Origin of the sequence: Bacillus sp. CECT 9360 (assembly GCF_918741275.1) — a bacterium.
Classification (GTDB): domain Bacteria; phylum Bacillota; class Bacilli; order Bacillales; family DSM-1321; genus Peribacillus.
Genome location: NZ_CAKKNA010000008.1, coordinates 163,783 through 180,413 on the forward strand (window position 1 = coordinate 163,783; position 16,631 = coordinate 180,413).

Here is a 16,631-nt window from a genome sequence, read left to right on the forward strand (position 1 = left end):
CTCGCTAGCTTATAGCCATTCTATATCTGTTATTGTGCGTTCCAGTTCAGGAAATGAATCTAGAAATTGCAGGGCATTTTGCAATTCTCTCTCAGTAGCCTTACGGGAAGACGTCACGGTGACAATGGCAATTTTTGTTCGTTGCCAAACATCCTGATGCCCGGTTTCCGCCACTGAGATATTGAACTTTTGTTTAAGTCGTGTCATTACACGCTGGAGCACGGCTCGCTTTTCCTTTAAAGAGTGGGCTTCATGTATCATGCATTCACATTCGGCAGAGCCGATGATCACTTACGTTCCACTTCTTCCATGACAAATGCTTCGATCACGTCGCCTTCTTTGATATCATTGAAGTTTTTAATCGTAATCCCGCACTCGTAGTTTTGAGCTACTTCTTTCGCATCATCTTTAAAACGTTTCAATGCGTCGAGTTCGCCTTCAAAGATCACGACACCCTGACGGATCAAGCGCACGCCGCTGTCCCGAGTAATTTTTCCGTCGGTAACATATGAACCGGCAATCGTACCCACCTTGGACACTTTGAAAGTTGTACGCACTTCAGCCTGGCCGATGATTTTTTCTTCGAATTCAGGATCAAGCATGCCTTTCATCGCCGCTTCAATTTCTTCGATTACCTTGTAAATAATCCGGTGTAGTCGAACATCGACGTTTTCAGATTCGGCCGCACGTTTTGCATTTACATCAGGACGTACGTTAAATCCGATGACAATTGCGTTAGAAGCAGTTGCCAGGATGATATCGGATTCAGTTATGGCACCGACACCGGTGTGGATAATTTTAATCTTAGCCCCTTCAACTTCAATTTTCCGAAGGGATGCGGCAAGTGCTTCGGCAGAACCCTGAACATCTGCTTTTAAAATGATGTTTAGTTCTTTCATTTCCCCTTGTTGCATTTGTTCAAACAATGTATCCAATGTTACACGGGATTTCTCGCTGCGTTGAGATACAAGCTGTATCTGTGTACGTGCTTCGCCAACCTGGCGGGCTGTTTTTTCGTCTTCGAATACGATAAAACGATCACCGGCCTGCGGCACTTCGCTCAATCCTGTAATTTCTACAGGAGTAGACGGACCTGCATCCTTAACCCTGCGCCCTAAATCGTTCACCATGGCCCGAACGCGTCCGAAAGAATTACCGACAACAATCGGATCGCCGATTTTCAAGGTACCAGTTTGGACAAGAAGGGTTGCTACTGAACCGCGCCCCTTGTCAAGCTGGGCTTCAATAACCGTTCCGATTGCTCTGCGGTTTGGATTTGCTTTGAATTCTTCTACCTCGCTGACGAGCAGAATCATTTCAAGAAGACTATCGATCCCTTCACCGTTTTTGGCAGAAATCGGGGCAAAGATTGTATCGCCGCCCCAGGCTTCCGCTACAAGGCCATGTTCAGAAAGCTCCTGCATAACACGGTCCGGATTGGCACCTGGCTTATCCATTTTGTTTACCGCTACAATGATTGGAACCTCCGCGGCTTTAGCATGGTTGATCGCTTCGACCGTTTGAGGCATCACCCCATCATCTGCTGCTACGACAAGGATTGTAATATCTGTAACCTTTGCACCGCGAGCACGCATGGTCGTAAAGGCTGCGTGGCCCGGTGTATCCAGGAAGGTTATTTTCTTATCATTAACAACTACCTGATAAGCACCGATATGCTGAGTGATACCGCCCGCTTCACCTTCTGTAACTTTCGTGTTGCGGATGGAGTCGAGCAATGTAGTTTTGCCATGGTCAACATGCCCCATGATGGTCACAACAGATGGACGTTCGATTAAATCTGCCTCGTTATCTTCAGTCACCAGTGATTCTAAATCAGTTAAATCAACCGGGATAATTTCTTCGACTTCCACATTATACTCAGTTCCAATCAGCTCGATTGCATCTTTTTCCAAATATTGGTTAATCGTTGCCATGACGCCTAACATAAAGAGCTTTTTAATGATTTCAGAAGGTTCGCGGTGAAGCTTCTTCGCGAGTTCCGCAACGGTCAGGGATTCTGTAAATGTAATCTTGGAAGGAAGCTCTCTTTCTTTTCTTTTTTGAACCGGTGCAGGTGATTGCTGCTGAGGTTTTTGTCTGTTATTTCTATTACGGTTGTTTTGGTTATTGTTTTTGCCTTTAAAAACCTTCGATTCTTTTTTCTGGTTTTCCTGGACGGTTTTCTTGCCGACAACAGGTTTAGGTATTGGTTTCTTCTGAATCTTTTCTGTCTTTTTCACAACGTTTGTATTTTCATCAGCCTCGGCCTCATACTTTTCAACTGTAGGGGACTGTTTTGGCGTTGTAACCGCACCCGCGGCTTGTTTTTTCTCTTCTTTTGGCTTAAAGCCCTCATTTAACTTTTCAACGGTTGTATCATCTAATGCTGCCATATGGTTGGATACCTCAATGTTCATTTCTTTAAGTTTATTGATAACGTCCTTACTTGGAACGTTCTTTTGTTTTGCATATTCATAAACACGCAATTTGGTCATACGTTCACCCCCGTAAAATTTAATCGAGCAACGTCTGGAGTTTTCGTGCAAAACCTTCATCAAGCACGGCGACTGTCACTCTCGCTTCCTTGCCAATCGCCTGCCCAAGCATTGACCTATTTTCCACTCTTTTTATGGGCACTTTATAAAAGCTGCACTTATCAGAGATTTTTTTTTCTGTATTTGCAGAAGCATCTGAAGCTAGCAACACGAGCTTCGCCTTACCGCTTCTAACCTCTTTTATGACTAATTCTTCTCCGGAAATTAGCTTACGCGCCCGATTGGCCAAACCTAATAGAGACATCCATTGCTGCTGTGTCATTTAGTCGAATGGTTCTCCTTTTCGGCTAATTCCAGTAACTGTTCATAGAGGGAAGGATCGATTGTCGCGCCTAAGTGATTGCTTAGGACATTCTTTTTCTTTGCAAGCTCGATTGTTTCCCGGTCCAGTGTCAAATAGGCCCCGCGTCCTGACTTTTTTCCGGTCGGATCAATGCTGATTTCCCCATCTTTGGAGCGGACGATCCTGATTAGCTCTTTCTTCGACTTCATCTCGCCAGATGCGACACATTTGCGCATCGGTATTTTCTTGCGACTGTTCATCATCGGTCACCTCTTACTTACTCGTTATCCTCAGAATAATCATCGTCTTCTTCTCCATAGCTGTCTCTGTTTAAAAGAAATTCCTGTTCGCTGGCTGGATAAATCCCCGCCTCGCGAGCATCCGTTTCACTCTTAATATCAATTTTCCAGCCTGTTAATTTGGCTGCAAGACGGGCATTTTGTCCGCGTTTACCAATCGCAAGGGAAAGCTGATAATCGGGAACGATTACCGTCGTCGCTTTTTCTTCCTCCTTGACGATTACTTCAAGCACCTTTGAAGGACTTAACGCGTTTCCGACAAATATGACCGGGTCTTCTGACCATTTTACGATATCGATCTTTTCGCCTTTAAGTTCGTTGACGATAGCCTGGACACGCTGGCCTTTTTGACCGACACATGAGCCTACCGGATCAACTTCATCGTTATCGGAATGGACGGAAATTTTGGAACGGTCGCCCGCCTCCCGGGCCACTGATTTAATTTCTACCGTTCCGTCAAAAATTTCCGGAACCTCGATTTCAAACAGTCGCTTCAGCAGACCTGGATGTGTTCGGGACACGAAAACTTGAGGTCCTTTTGAGGTTTTTTCAACCTTTGTAAGAAATACCTTAATCCGGTCGTGCGGCTTATATTTCTCGTTAGGCATTTGCTCATTGATTGGTAGCAAAGCTTCGATTTTTCCAAGCGATACATAAATGAAGCGGGAATCTTGGCGCTGAACGATCCCGGTCATGATGTCTTCTTCACGATCGATGAATTCAGAGTAAATGATTCCGCGCTCAGCTTCACGTACTCGCTGGGTCACAACCTGTTTGGCGGTTTGCGCAGCGATACGACCGAAGTCCTTAGGCGTCACTTCCATTTCTACAACGTCTTCGAGTTGGTAATTCGGATTGATTTTCTTTGCTTCTTCAACAGAAATCTCAAGCCGGGTGTCGAATACCTCCTCTACAACATCCTTTCTTGCAAACACTCTCATCGAACCTTTTTCAAGGTTTAAGTCGATGCGTACGTTTTGGGCTTGATTAAAGTTGCGGCGATATGCAGAAATAAGTGCAGCTTCGATTGCATCGATTAAAATATCCCTGGAGATTCCCTTTTCTCTTTCCAAAACGTTGAGAGCATCCATTAACTCACTAGCCATGGTTGATCCCCCTTCATGTTAAATTTTCCTTATGTTTTAAGAAAAAGTGACCGCGAGTCTCGCTTTCGCTACTTTTTCATATGGAATCACGACTGTTTTCTTTCTGGTTTTGATGGTCACTTCCAATGTGACTTCATTCCCGTCAAAACCGGTAAGAATGCCTTCAAATTCTTTTTCATCCAAAATGGGTTCATATGTCTTTATGTACACATTTTTCCCTATAGCTTTTTGAAAATCCTTTTCTTTTTTCAGTGGCCGTTCAGCACCTGGTGATGATACCTCGAGAAAATAATTTTGTGGAATTGGATCGAGCTCATCAAGCTTCTCGCTAAGCTTTTCGCTAACTTGGCCGCAATCTTCAATGTCAACGCCGCCTTCTTTATCTATATAGACACGGAGAAACCAGCTTTTTCCTTCCTTTGCATACTCCACTTCAACTAATTCCAGCCCTGATTCATCCAGAATCGGGGTAACCAGTTCTTCTACAACCTCAGTTACCTTTTTGCTCATATGCTTCCTCCATACATCATCGAAGTTCGTTCTTTGTAATGGATTCTTGAAAAAATAGTCAATTACAACACGAAAGAGTGGGTTTCCCCACTCTTGCCATTGGTTTATCTCAGCATTTCCAATAAAAATATACCATAATCGCGATTTTATTGCAAATGTCCATCAAGCTTTGCAAGCCTTGGTGCTGATGCTTGAAGAAAAAATACCGCAACACGCTTTGTGGTATTTAAAATAGCGAAAGCTGATTTTGATCCGGTAACTCTTCAAGGCAACCTTGCTTATCGAGATACTCGAGAATCGTTTTAGATACTTTGCCACGCTGCTGCAAATCTTCCTTGGAGAGGAATTCTCTTTCCTCGCGGGACCGGACGATATTAAGCGCTACGTTTGTGCCAAGTCCAGGAATCGAGTTGAACGGCGGAATCAAGGAATCACCTTCAATAATAAATTCTGAGGCATGCGATTTATACAAGTCGATTTTCTTGAAGGAAAAATTCCTTTCGCACATTTCAAGTGCTAGCTCGAGCACGGTTAAAGTGTTTTTTTCCTTCGTCGACGCGTCCAGGCCTTTGGCGTTAATTTCGTCGATTTTCGAACGAATAGCCTGGGAGCCCCGAGCCATCGCCTCTATTTCAAAATCCTCAGCTCTCACCGTGAAGTAGGCCGCGTAATAGAGAAGCGGAAGATGGACCTTGAAATAAGCGATCCGGACCGCCATTAGTACGTAAGCGGCAGCATGAGCTTTAGGGAACATATATTTAATCTTCTTGCAGGAATCGATATACCATTCTGGAACTTCGTTTTTCCGCATTTCTGCTTCGAATTCTTCTGTTAGTCCCTTTCCTTTACGTACTGATTCCATGATTTTAAACGCAAGGGAAGGTTCGAGCCCTTGATATATCAAGTAGACCATGATATCATCCCGGCAGCCGATAACCTCGCTCAAAGTACAGATACTATTGTGTATCAATTCCTGGGCATTCCCGAGCCAAACATCGGTGCCGTGGGAAAGACCGGATATCTGAACCAGTTCCGAGAAGGTGGTCGGTTTTGTGTCTTCAAGCATTTGACGAACAAAACGGGTGCCGAATTCAGGGATGCCGAGGGTCCCGGTTTTACACATAATCTGCTCTTCGGTAACACCTAGCGATTCGGTGCCTGAGAATATCTTCATGACCTCGGGATCATCGGTCGGGATGGTCTTCGGGTCAATGCCGCTTAAATCCTGAAGCATCCTGATCACGGTCGGATCATCATGCCCGAGGATATCCAGTTTTAATAAATTGTCATGGATTGAATGGAAGTCAAAGTGCGTCGTTTTCCATTCAGACGTTTTATCATCCGCCGGAAATTGGATCGGTGAAAAGTCATAAATTTCCATATAATCCGGCACGACGATTATGCCCCCCGGGTGCTGCCCGGTTGTTCTTTTCACGCCAGTACAACCTGCAACTAACCTATCTACTTCAGCGCCCCTAAAATGGAGATTATTATCAGAGGCATATCCTTTCACGTATCCATAAGCAGTCTTTTCAGCAACCGTACCGATTGTCCCGGCTCTGAATACATTGTCTTCTCCAAATAGCTCTTTTGTGTAGTTATGGGCTTTTGGCTGATATTCACCAGAAAAGTTCAAATCGATATCGGGTACCTTATCCCCTTTAAAGCCAAGGAATGTTTCAAACGGAATGTCATGTCCGTCTTTTTTGTATCTGCTGCCACAATTCGGACAATCCTTATCCGGGAGGTCGAACCCTGAACCGACAGAGCCGTCATCAAAGAATTCCGATTGTTTGCAGCTTGGGCAAACATAATGCGGCGGCAGGGGATTGACCTCAGTAATTTCCGTCATGGTCGCAACCAGGGAGGATCCTACCGAACCACGGGAACCAACCAGATAGCCGTCATCCAGTGATCTTTTTACAAGTTTGTGGGAAATCAGGTAAATAACCGCGAATCCGTGGCCGATAATACTTTTTAACTCTTTCTCCAGGCGGGCTTCGACGATTTCCGGAAGTTCTTCCCCGTAAATCCGTCGGGCCATGTTGTAACTCATTTCACGCATCTCATCATCTGCGCCTTCAATTTTAGGCGTATAAAGATCGTCCTTAATCGGTTTAATCGCCTCAATGCTATCAGCAATTTTATTGGAGTTTACGACAACGATTTCCTTAGCCTTTTCGTCTCCTAGGAAGGAGAAGCCCTGCAGCATTTCATCCGTTGTGCGGAAATGGACATCCGGAAGCTTGTGGCGGTTTAATGGATTGGCGCCTCCTTGCGAATTTACAAGGATTTTCCGATAAATCTTGTCGTTTGGTTCTAGATAATGAACATTTCCGGTAGCGACCACCAGCTTATCAAGATTCTCGCCAAGTTTAATGATATTGGAGAGAATGCCTTCCAATGATTTCTCATCACGGACATACTCCATTTCAATCATATGTTGATAGACCTCTTTCGGATGAACTTCAAGATAATCATAGAATTCAGCGATATCAACGACTTCCTCAAAGGGCTTTTGCATCATTCCCTCAAATACTTCACCCTTGTCACAGCCGGAACCGACCAAGATTCCTTCCCGATGCTTCTGCAGCACTGAACGGGGGATACGCGGTACCCGGTAAAAATAATTAAGATGTGAGATTGAGACCAGCTTAAAAAGGTTCTTCAAGCCTGTATCATTTTGGACAAGCAAGGTGCAATGATAAGGACGGGAGCGCTGATACGCGTTTCCTTCACCCATATGTTCATTCAACTGATCATGATAAATAATGCCTTTTTCATCCGTATCCTTTAACATTTTCATGAGCAGATAGCCGGTGGCCTCTGCATCATAAATCGCCCTATGGTGCTGGGTCAATTCTATATCAAACTTTTTCGCCAACGTATTGAGGCGGTGGTTCTTAAATTCAGGGTATAAAAACCGTCCCAGTTCCAACGTATCAATAACAGGGTTGGCAGCTTTCGGATGTCCGATTTTTTTATAGCCGACATTCAAAAATCCCATATCAAAGCTGGCATTGTGGGCGACCAACACCTCATCCTCAGCCCAGACCCGGAACTTTTCTAACACCTCTCCCACTTCCGGAGCGTTCTGGACCAATTCATCGGTGATCCCCGTCAACTCAATCGTGGTCGCGGATAAGGGATGATGCGGGTTGGCAAAGGACTCAAAGCGGTCAATGATTTCTCCGTCGCGCATTTTCACTGCCGCAAGCTCAATAATCGTATCGTAAACCGCAGAGAGACCCGTTGTTTCTACGTCAAATACGACATATGTAGCCTCTTCCAGCACACGGTGAGCATCATTATAAACGATTGGGACACCGTCATCGACAAGGTTAACTTCTACGCCAAAGATGATTTTTATATCATTTTTCTTCCCAGCGCTAAACGCTTCGGGAAAGGATTGAACGCCGCCATGGTCTGTAATCGCGACCGCTTGATGTCCCCATTTCTTTGCCTGCGCGACAAGGGCTGCCACAGGAGTTACCGCATCCATCTGGCTCATTGGTGTGTGCATATGCAGTTCGACACGTTTTTCATCCGCAGGTGCGTGGTCAATTCTGCCCGCTTTCGATATTTCATTAATATCGTTTGCAATCATGACTAAATCACGGACAAACGTATCATTCTGGATGCTTCCCTGCGCACGGACCCACATTCCTTTTTTCACCCGGTCAAGTATTTTGGCATCCTCTTTATCACGCGAGAACATCTTTACTAATAAAGAGCTCGTATAATCCGTTACCTTGAAGGTTAAAAGAGTGCGTCCGCTGCGAAGCTCCCTTGTCTCGGCATCAAAAACGAAGCCTTCTATCGCAATGCGGCGTTCTTCATCGACAATTTGCTCTATACTCCTGAAATCCGCATCATTTTTAATCGTATATCCGATTTTGACTGGCCCGGAGTTTCCACTGTCATCACCAGATTTATCACTGGCTTTTTTCTGCATTTCCGTAATCGCCGTTAATGCTTTAGCTTCATCTTCTTTCTGCTTCTCCTCGAGGAACTGCTTATAATCATCCTCCGAAGCAGAAACCTCCGCATCAAGAGATAAAGCCGGAAAACCGAACTTTTGATAGATATTTGAGATAAGTGCCGAATATTTTTGTTTCAACTGGCCAGCTTCCGCATCATTGCGGGCATTTACGATCAAACGGTGGCCAACAACCTTGGGTTCCTGTTCGTTCAACAGGGTTAGCAACGACGGGGAGATTCCATCCAGTTCTCCAATGCAATTCTTCCAATATTCCTTAATTAACTCTTCCGTTACTTGCGGATTGCTTACATTCAGGCTAAAAGAAACCTTGGCAATATGCGCAAAGGTGCTTGCGATTTGCGTAGATAGTCTTGTTTGGACACTGCAGGGAATCAGTTCATTAAGCTTAAAGACAAAATGCCAGCTTTTTGACTCCCTTTCAATCGAAAGCTTTTCTATTTCGGCTTGATAAAAATATTTCACGAAGACATCTTCTGTAAGTCCTAGTTGCTGGAGCAAGAGTTGAAATCTTTCTCTTCCACTATTGAGATTCTGTTCCATTCCCGCTCTCTCCTTTTCTTTGAAATCCGAATCTATCACTCATAAAAAGACAAAATTCGCCATATGTTTAAAAAAATATTTCAGACGTAATTATATCATAACTATCTCATCCGCTAGCGAGAAATTTTAAATTAGAAAAGCGTAAGCGCCCCGCAAGTAAGGAACATCTACTAAAAAACATGTCTTACGTCGATGCCAGTCCATTATTAAAGGAAGAACAACTAAGACCGTCATGTCCTTATGTCTTCGTCGGCGCAAGTCACGTCCTGTACGTCGTAGCTGGACATCTTTCAAAGTTAAATAAAGATACACTTTAACAATAAAGAAAACTCACCGATTGGCGAGCTTTTTTAGGCGTAGTTGCCGTATCCAAGATAGAAAAGTACAAGCTAACTATCTACCAAAAGAAAGAGGCATCATCCTCGAGACTGATACCTTCTTGCTGATTGGGAGCAGACTGGCTGCTATTCGTATTTCAAAAATTCATTAAGCTTACCGGCCAGTTCAGATTGATGTACTTCATGAACTTCACCGGTTTTACGGATTTTGACTTCGACGATTCCTTCGCCGGCTTTTTTACCGACCGTGACTCTTATAGGAATACCGATCAAATCCGAGTCTGCAAACTTCACGCCAGGACGCTCTTGCCGGTCATCCATTAACACTTCGTAGCCTTGCTTACGGATAGAAGCATACAAATCTTCGGCAAGAATAGCCTGCGACTCGTCCTTCATATTAACCGGGATGACATGGACCTGATAAGGAGCTAGATTTTCAGGCCAGAGGAGACCGTTTTCGTCATTGAATTGCTCCGCTACAGCTGCAAGCGTTCGGGATACCCCGATTCCGTAACAGCCCATTATCATCGGACGAGCGCGCCCGTTTTCATCAAGGATAGTCGCATTCATCGCTTCACTGTATCTTGTGCCTAACTTGAATACATGTCCAACTTCAATGCCTTTGGCAAATTGGATCGTTCCGTTTCCATCGGGAGACGGGTCACCTTCTAAAATAAAACGCAGATCAGTATATGTTACTTCTTTAAAATCACGGGCAGGATTGACATTGGTATAATGATAATCTTCTTCATTCGCTCCGCACACACCGTTCACAACCGCTTCGATCGCGTGATCGGCTATGATTTCAACATCAGCCGAAACACCGATTGGTCCAAGTGATCCAATGGTACAGCCAAGAATTCCCTTTGTTTCATCGGGCTCAGCCAGCTCAACCAGTGTCGCGCCGAAGTGGTTTTTCACTTTAATATCATTCACTTCATGGTCGCCCCGCACTAAAACCAGCACAAATTTATCATCCACTTTAAATAAAAGGGATTTGATGCAGTCCTTTGCCTCAACTTTCAAATAGGCAGTAACATCCTCGATTGATTTTTTTGCGACGGTTTGGACCTTCTCCAGTGCTTTTTCAGCTTCGGAGCTTTTTTGATAGGTTGCCAGGACCGGCGCCATTTCAATATTGGCCGCATAGTCAGAGGAATCCGAATAGGCGATGGTATCTTCGCCAACGTCGGATAATACCATAAATTCATGCGTGTCTTTTCCACCCATTGCCCCGGAATCGGCGATTACCGCCCTGAAATTCAAGCCGCAGCGGCGGAAAATGTTTGAATAAGCCGTAAACAGCTTTTGATAGACTTCATCAAGGCTTTCAGGATTCGCATGAAAAGAGTAAGCATCCTTCATAATAAATTCGCGGCCGCGCAGTAGTCCGAAACGCGGGCGCTTTTCATCACGAAATTTCGTTTGGATTTGATAAAGGGCCAAAGGCAGCCGCTTATACGATTTCACTTCATCCCGGATAAGGCTTGTGATGACTTCCTCATGTGTCGGGCCCATGGCAAACTCGCGATCATGTCGATCCTTCAATCTCATTAATTCGGGACCATACGAATACCAGCGTCCTGATTCCTGCCAGAGCTCGGCTTGCTGAAGGGCAGGCATGAGCAGTTCAACTGCACCGGCATCATCCATTTCTTCCCGGACAACCGCTTCAATTTTTTGCAGTACTTTTTTTCCAAGCGGCATAAAGCTGTATACCCCGCTTGAATTTTGCCTCATAAATCCCGCTCTTAATAAAAGCTGATGGCTTTTGACTTCAGCATCAGCCGGAACTTCCCTTAGTGTCGGGATCAGCGTCATACTTTGCTTCATCTTATGCACCTCTTCTATATCCTGTTTTTCACACTATAACTGCAGAAAACTCAAGCAGAGAATATCCATTCTCTGCTGTTCTGGTTGATCATCTGTTCAATTAGAGAAAAAAGCGTTGAATGTCGTTCCATGTTACAACAATCATGAGCAACATCAGTAACGCAAATCCAATGAAATGGACGAGTCCTTCTTTTTGCCGGTCGATCGGCTTGCCTCTCAACGCTTCGAAAAGGAAGAATAGCAGGCGACCGCCGTCAAGCGCCGGTATCGGGAGCAGGTTCATGATGCCAAGATTTATGCTTAAGGCACCCGCCCAACCCATCAGATAGAAAAACCCGGATTTCGCCACTTCCCCGGTCGCATTATAAATGCCGACAGGACCTGATAACGCGTCAATCGTAAATTGCCCGGTCACGAGCTGGCCAAGGATGATAAAAATCTGCTTTGTGACAAAATAGGTTTGTGTAAAACCATATTCCACTGCTTTTAATGGCGACTTTTCAACCGGCTGGTACACACCGATCCGTCCGATTTTCTTGCCATCTGCCGTAAACTCTTTGGGAGTCACGGGAATTTCCAATGTTTGACCATCCCGCTCCACGACAAACTCAATTTCCTGGCCAGGACTTTTTTGGATGCTTTCTGTGACATCCTGCCACGAGGAAACCTCATTGCCGTCAATCGATTGGATATAATCCCCCTTCTTCAATCCAGAAGAAGCGGCTGCCCCGTCAGCGGTCAATTCTCCTAATCGTGCCTCGTCCACGCCAACCCCCTGGAATAGCCCAACAAGCAAAAAAATCACAAATGCGAGCACAAAGTTCATCATTGGACCGGCAAAGATCGTCATCGTCCGGTGTCCCAATGATTTGGAAGCGAACTGGCGATCATAAGGAGCTATTTGCGTTTCGATGCCATCTTCAACGCTAACAGCTTCATGATGGATGGGGAAAGTTTTTAACGTCTCCTCTTCGCCTTCCTCGTATCCTTTAATTGTCAGATCATGCTCTAAATCAGCGCTTTCCACTTCAATGATCCGGATATCCGGATATTTTTCCTTATTGTTCAAAACCAGCTTTTCTACTACACCGTCCTTGTTGAAGATTAGTCCAAGACGGTATCCCGGTTTAATTTCGAGCATTTCAGGATCTTCCCCGGCCATGCGGACATACCCACCAATGGGGAGTAACCTGATTGTATATAATGTTTCTTTCTTTTTAAACGTAAAAACCTTAGGTCCCATGCCGATCGCAAATTCCCGGCATAATATCCCGGCGCGTTTTGCGAATATGAGATGCCCAAGTTCATGGAAAAAAACCAAAGCTCCAAAAATAATGATGAAGGAAATCGCTGTCTCCACTGTTTGCACTGCTAATCACCTCTATTTCAATAATGTTGTCACAAATTGACGTGTCTCCAAATCAATCTCTTGAATTACCTGTAAGTCCGGGGCAGAAATGGCTGTATGATTAGTGAGTGCTTTTTCGATTAAAGCCTCGATTTCCAAAAATGAAATTTTGCCTTCCAGGAATCCGGCAACAGCAGCCTCATTCGCGGCATTTAAAACAGTCGGCATCGTTCCGCCTGTCTTCCCCGCTTCGTAAGCATATTGCAAACAGGGGAACCTATTAAAATCCATTTCGGCAAAATGAAGCTTACCGACTTCGGCCAGATTAAGCCGATTTGATGCCGTTAAAGGCAGACGGTCGGGATAAGTCAGCGCATATTGGATAGGTACTCTCATATCGGGAGTCCCAAGCTGTGCCATTACGCTTGAGTCGTGGAATTCAACCATTGAATGTATGATGCTCTCCTTATGGAGTAGCACATCAATCTTTTCATATGGCAGTCCAAATAGCCAGTGGGCTTCTATCACTTCGAGCCCTTTATTCATCATGGATGCAGAATCAATCGTTATCTTCGCTCCCATCGACCAATTCGGATGATTCAAAGCTTCTTCAACGGAAACATCCTTCAATTCATCCCTGGTACGATCCCTGAAGCTGCCTCCCGATGCCGTGATGATCAGCCGTTCCATATTCTTTTCCTGCTCACCCTGAAGCGCCTGGAAAATAGCAGAGTGCTCGCTGTCCACCGGCAATAGCCTTACTCCTGCGTTCTTGGCTTCTTCTGTAACGAGATGACCCGCCGTTACAAGGGTCTCCTTATTGGCAATCGCGATATCTTTTTTAGCCTTTATTGCCTGGAGCGTCGGATTCAGGCCAATACTGCCAATCACCGCATTAACGAGAATGTCTGCCTTATCATACACCGCCGCTTCCATAAGTCCTTCATCACCGTAAGTAAATCTGATGTCTTTTGAAAAATATTCATTTTTTAATGTTTCATAATCGTCCCGCGTTTGCATGGAAACCAGCTCTGGCTGGAACTCCTCGATGTACTGTCTTATTCGCTCGATGTTTTTCCCCGCGGACATGGCCACGATTTTGAACTGACCGGGATGCTCCCTTACCACATCCACAGTCTGCCGGCCGATAGAACCGGTAGCGCCCAACAGGCTAATATATTTCAACTTTGTCAACTCCTATCAGAAAAGCGGAAGCGCCCTCAAGTATGGAAGAACGACTAAGAACCCCACGTCGTTATGTCTTACGTCGATGCCCGCCCGTCCTCGGCAAGTAATACTTCATTCTTACTTATCATGCAATCAAATGCAAGAAATGTAGGATCGGCAAAATAAAAATCAAGCTGTCGAGCCTGTCTAAAATTCCGCCATGGCCCGGTAAAAGTTTACCGGCATCCTTTACACCATAATGTCTTTTGTAAGCTGATTGAACAAGATCCCCTAATTGCCCGAAAATAGCAATCACGATGCTTACAAACATCAGCCTAAAGAAAGTGAGATCGATGTTGCCAAGCAGGTGGAACAGCAGCCCGACAATTACGGCGCTTGCAATGCCTCCCAAAAAGCCTTCAACTGTTTTATTCGGGCTGATTTCAGGCCAAAGCTTCCTTTTACCGAGAGATCGTCCGACAAAATAAGCTCCGGAGTCGGTTGCCCATATCGTAAACAGGCAAAAGAATATATAGACAAGACCCACTTCACGTGTTTCATACATATAAAAGAAGCCCATTCCTACGTAAAGAACGGAAAGTAACAAAAATCCAGCATCGTCAAATGTAAATTTGTTTTTCGTGATGACAGTACTGATTAAATATAAAATGACACCCCACAGCACCAGATGTGTTTTGTCGTAAGCGATTCTCTCCAAAAAACCGTCATACTCCCCAGGTAAGAGAAGCAACCAAAGCAAAATGAATGATAAAATTGATGCAAAAGAAAATAAAGCGCTCTTTTTCATTCTGATTAATTCAAATAACCCAATTGTAGCCATCACATAAACCAAAATCAGAAATGGCAGCCCGCCTAAAGTGACGATCGGCAAAAATATAGCCGCTGCTATTATTGCAGTTATGATACGTTCTTTCATTAGTAAATTATCCTCGCCTTCTTAACTAGACACCACCGTATCTTCTTGATCGGTTCTGATAAGCTTCGATGGCTTCCAATAAATGTTCTTCGCTGAAATCAGGCCAAAGGACATCAGTAAACCAAAATTCGGAATAGGCCACCTGCCAAAGCATGAAATTGCTCAACCTCATTTCCCCGCTTGTACGGATAAGCAAATCGGGATCGGCTATTTGACTAGTCATTAAATAATTAGAAAATAACTCCTCGGTTATATTTTCCCCTATTATACCATTTTTAGTGTCGGATACTACCTTGTTAACGGCCGTAATGATTTCAGCCCGGCTTCCATAGTTAAGCGCAAAATTCAGGATCATTCCATCATTAGCCTTTGTGTCCTCCATTGCTTTATCCACTGCCTTGCGAGTATGATCAGGCAAGGCTGTCCTGTCCCCTATCATTTTCACCTGTACATTTTCCGCCACAAGCTCAGGCAGAAAAGTCCCAAGGAATTCCTGGGGCAATTTCATCAAATATTCCACTTCGCTTTTAGGCCGTTTCCAATTTTCTGTAGAAAAAGCATACACGGTAAGAGTCCCTACACCCAGTTCATTGGCCAGCCTTGTTATCTTCCGGACAACCTTCATCCCCTCATGATGGCCAGCGACACGCGGAAGAGCCCTTTTCTTCGCCCAGCGTCCGTTGCCGTCCATGATAATCGCGATATGCCGAGGAACTTCACTATCCTCCACATACTTCATTCTATTAGTCACATCCGGAGAAGCAGCTTTTCTAAACAGACGCTTCCAAAATGAATACATACGTTTGTCCCCCAATAGGTAGGTTGTACTCTATACCTAACGAATCAATTCCTTGCTTTATGTAGATGAATATTGAAAGAGAACCTATTCTATAATATCAAAAAATCCGCACTTCTCCTATATTATTATGAAAAGCCAAGCTATTATAGAAGATTAAAGCCTTTAAAAAGAATAAAAAAAGCAGGCCAAAGCATGGATGTACAGGCGATGTTTTTTGAGTCCAGATAAAAACCAGCAATGATTTTTATCGGCTTGGACTCGTTACAAAACCTGAGAGCATCTACACTTTTGGCCGGCCCTTTTCGTCAACCTTACCCGCGATTTGGCCTGAAATAATCAGATTGACCGGAGATTTATATATCCAATATTTCTTTTTCTTTTTCTTTGGTAATGTCGTCGATTTTGCTGATGTAACTGTCTGTTATTTTTTGAATATCATCCGAGTAGCCGCGCTGGTCATCCTCAGTAATCTCACTGTTTTTCTCGAGCTTTTTCAAATCGTCATTAGCATCGCGGCGGACGTTGCGGATGGCAACTTTCGCTTCTTCCGATTCTTTTTTGACGACCTTCACCAATTCTTTCCGGCGCTCTTCTGTTAAGGCCGGGATCGCAATCCGGATAATGGAACCGTCACTTGAAGGATTCAAGCCTAAGTCGGATTTCAAAATCGCTTTTTCAATATCACCTAAAATCGTTTTGTCATACGGCTGGATCACGAGTAACCGGGCTTCCGGAACCGAAACTCCCGCTAACTGGTTAATCGGTGTTGGAGCGCCGTAATAATCCACAGATATTTTATCCAGCAACGATGCATTGGCTCTTCCTGCACGAATGCTGGCTAACTCACGGGTATAAGCGCCAATTGCTTTGTCCATTCTATCTTTCGCATTTGATATAACAGTTTTTGGCATGA

At 44.5% G+C, this 16,631-nt stretch carries 13 protein-coding genes; all 13 read right to left on the minus strand.

All coding sequences use genetic code 11. From position 1 onward, the window contains the following. Positions 1-9 precede the first annotated feature (9 nt). Positions 10-288 carry a DUF503 family protein gene (locus LQ216_RS11845; RefSeq protein WP_230129600.1) on the minus strand — a complete coding sequence of 93 codons (279 nt, stop codon included), beginning with the start codon at positions 286-288 and terminating at the stop codon, positions 10-12. Beyond that, complete coding sequence (infB, locus tag LQ216_RS11850) at positions 288-2,495, minus strand: translation initiation factor IF-2 (RefSeq protein WP_230129504.1); 2,208 nt, start codon at positions 2,493-2,495, stop codon at positions 288-290. Before infB ends, LQ216_RS11845 begins: the two co-directional genes overlap by 1 nt. Before the next feature lie 19 nt (positions 2,496-2,514). Further along, entirely contained in the window at positions 2,515-2,817 is a 303-nt protein-coding gene (locus LQ216_RS11855) for a YlxQ family RNA-binding protein (protein ID WP_230129505.1), read from the minus strand. Then, positions 2,814-3,098 carry a YlxR family protein gene (locus LQ216_RS11860; RefSeq protein WP_230129601.1) on the minus strand — a complete coding sequence of 95 codons (285 nt, stop codon included), beginning with the start codon at positions 3,096-3,098 and terminating at the stop codon, positions 2,814-2,816. Before LQ216_RS11860 ends, LQ216_RS11855 begins: the two co-directional genes overlap by 4 nt. 17 nt (positions 3,099-3,115) lie before the next feature. Next, positions 3,116-4,243 carry a transcription termination factor NusA gene (gene nusA, locus LQ216_RS11865; protein WP_230129506.1) on the minus strand — a complete coding sequence of 376 codons (1,128 nt, stop codon included), beginning with the start codon at positions 4,241-4,243 and terminating at the stop codon, positions 3,116-3,118. 36 nt (positions 4,244-4,279) lie between these two features. Beyond that, on the minus strand, positions 4,280-4,753 hold the full coding sequence (gene rimP / locus LQ216_RS11870; protein ID WP_117306436.1) for a ribosome maturation factor RimP: 474 nt from the start codon (positions 4,751-4,753) through the stop codon (positions 4,280-4,282). 226 nt (positions 4,754-4,979) lie between these two features. Then, a complete protein-coding gene (locus LQ216_RS11875) occupies positions 4,980-9,296 on the minus strand; it encodes a PolC-type DNA polymerase III (protein ID WP_230129507.1) in 4,317 nt (1,438 codons plus the stop codon). Between the two features lie 464 nt (positions 9,297-9,760). Beyond that, positions 9,761-11,467, minus strand: a complete 1,707-nt coding sequence (locus LQ216_RS11880) for a proline--tRNA ligase (RefSeq protein WP_230129508.1) — start codon at positions 11,465-11,467, stop codon at positions 9,761-9,763. Between the two features lie 100 nt (positions 11,468-11,567). Beyond that, positions 11,568-12,827 carry an RIP metalloprotease RseP gene (gene rseP, locus LQ216_RS11885; protein ID WP_230129603.1) on the minus strand — a complete coding sequence of 420 codons (1,260 nt, stop codon included), beginning with the start codon at positions 12,825-12,827 and terminating at the stop codon, positions 11,568-11,570. A 21-nt stretch (positions 12,828-12,848) separates the two neighbouring features. After that, positions 12,849-14,000 (minus strand): 1-deoxy-D-xylulose-5-phosphate reductoisomerase, encoded by a 1,152-nt coding sequence (locus tag LQ216_RS11890; protein ID WP_230129509.1) that lies wholly within the window; start codon positions 13,998-14,000, stop codon positions 12,849-12,851. Positions 14,001-14,127: 127 nt separating this feature from the next. Continuing rightward, a complete protein-coding gene (locus tag LQ216_RS11895) occupies positions 14,128-14,919 on the minus strand; it encodes a phosphatidate cytidylyltransferase (protein ID WP_230129510.1) in 792 nt (263 codons plus the stop codon). A 25-nt stretch (positions 14,920-14,944) separates the two neighbouring features. Continuing rightward, a complete protein-coding gene (locus tag LQ216_RS11900; protein ID WP_290369267.1) occupies positions 14,945-15,718 on the minus strand; it encodes an isoprenyl transferase in 774 nt (257 codons plus the stop codon). 353 nt (positions 15,719-16,071) lie between these two features. Beyond that, positions 16,072-16,629: a ribosome recycling factor gene (frr, locus tag LQ216_RS11905; RefSeq protein WP_230129511.1), complete on the minus strand. Its 558-nt coding sequence runs from the start codon at positions 16,627-16,629 to the stop codon at positions 16,072-16,074. Positions 16,630-16,631: the final 2 nt, after the last annotated feature.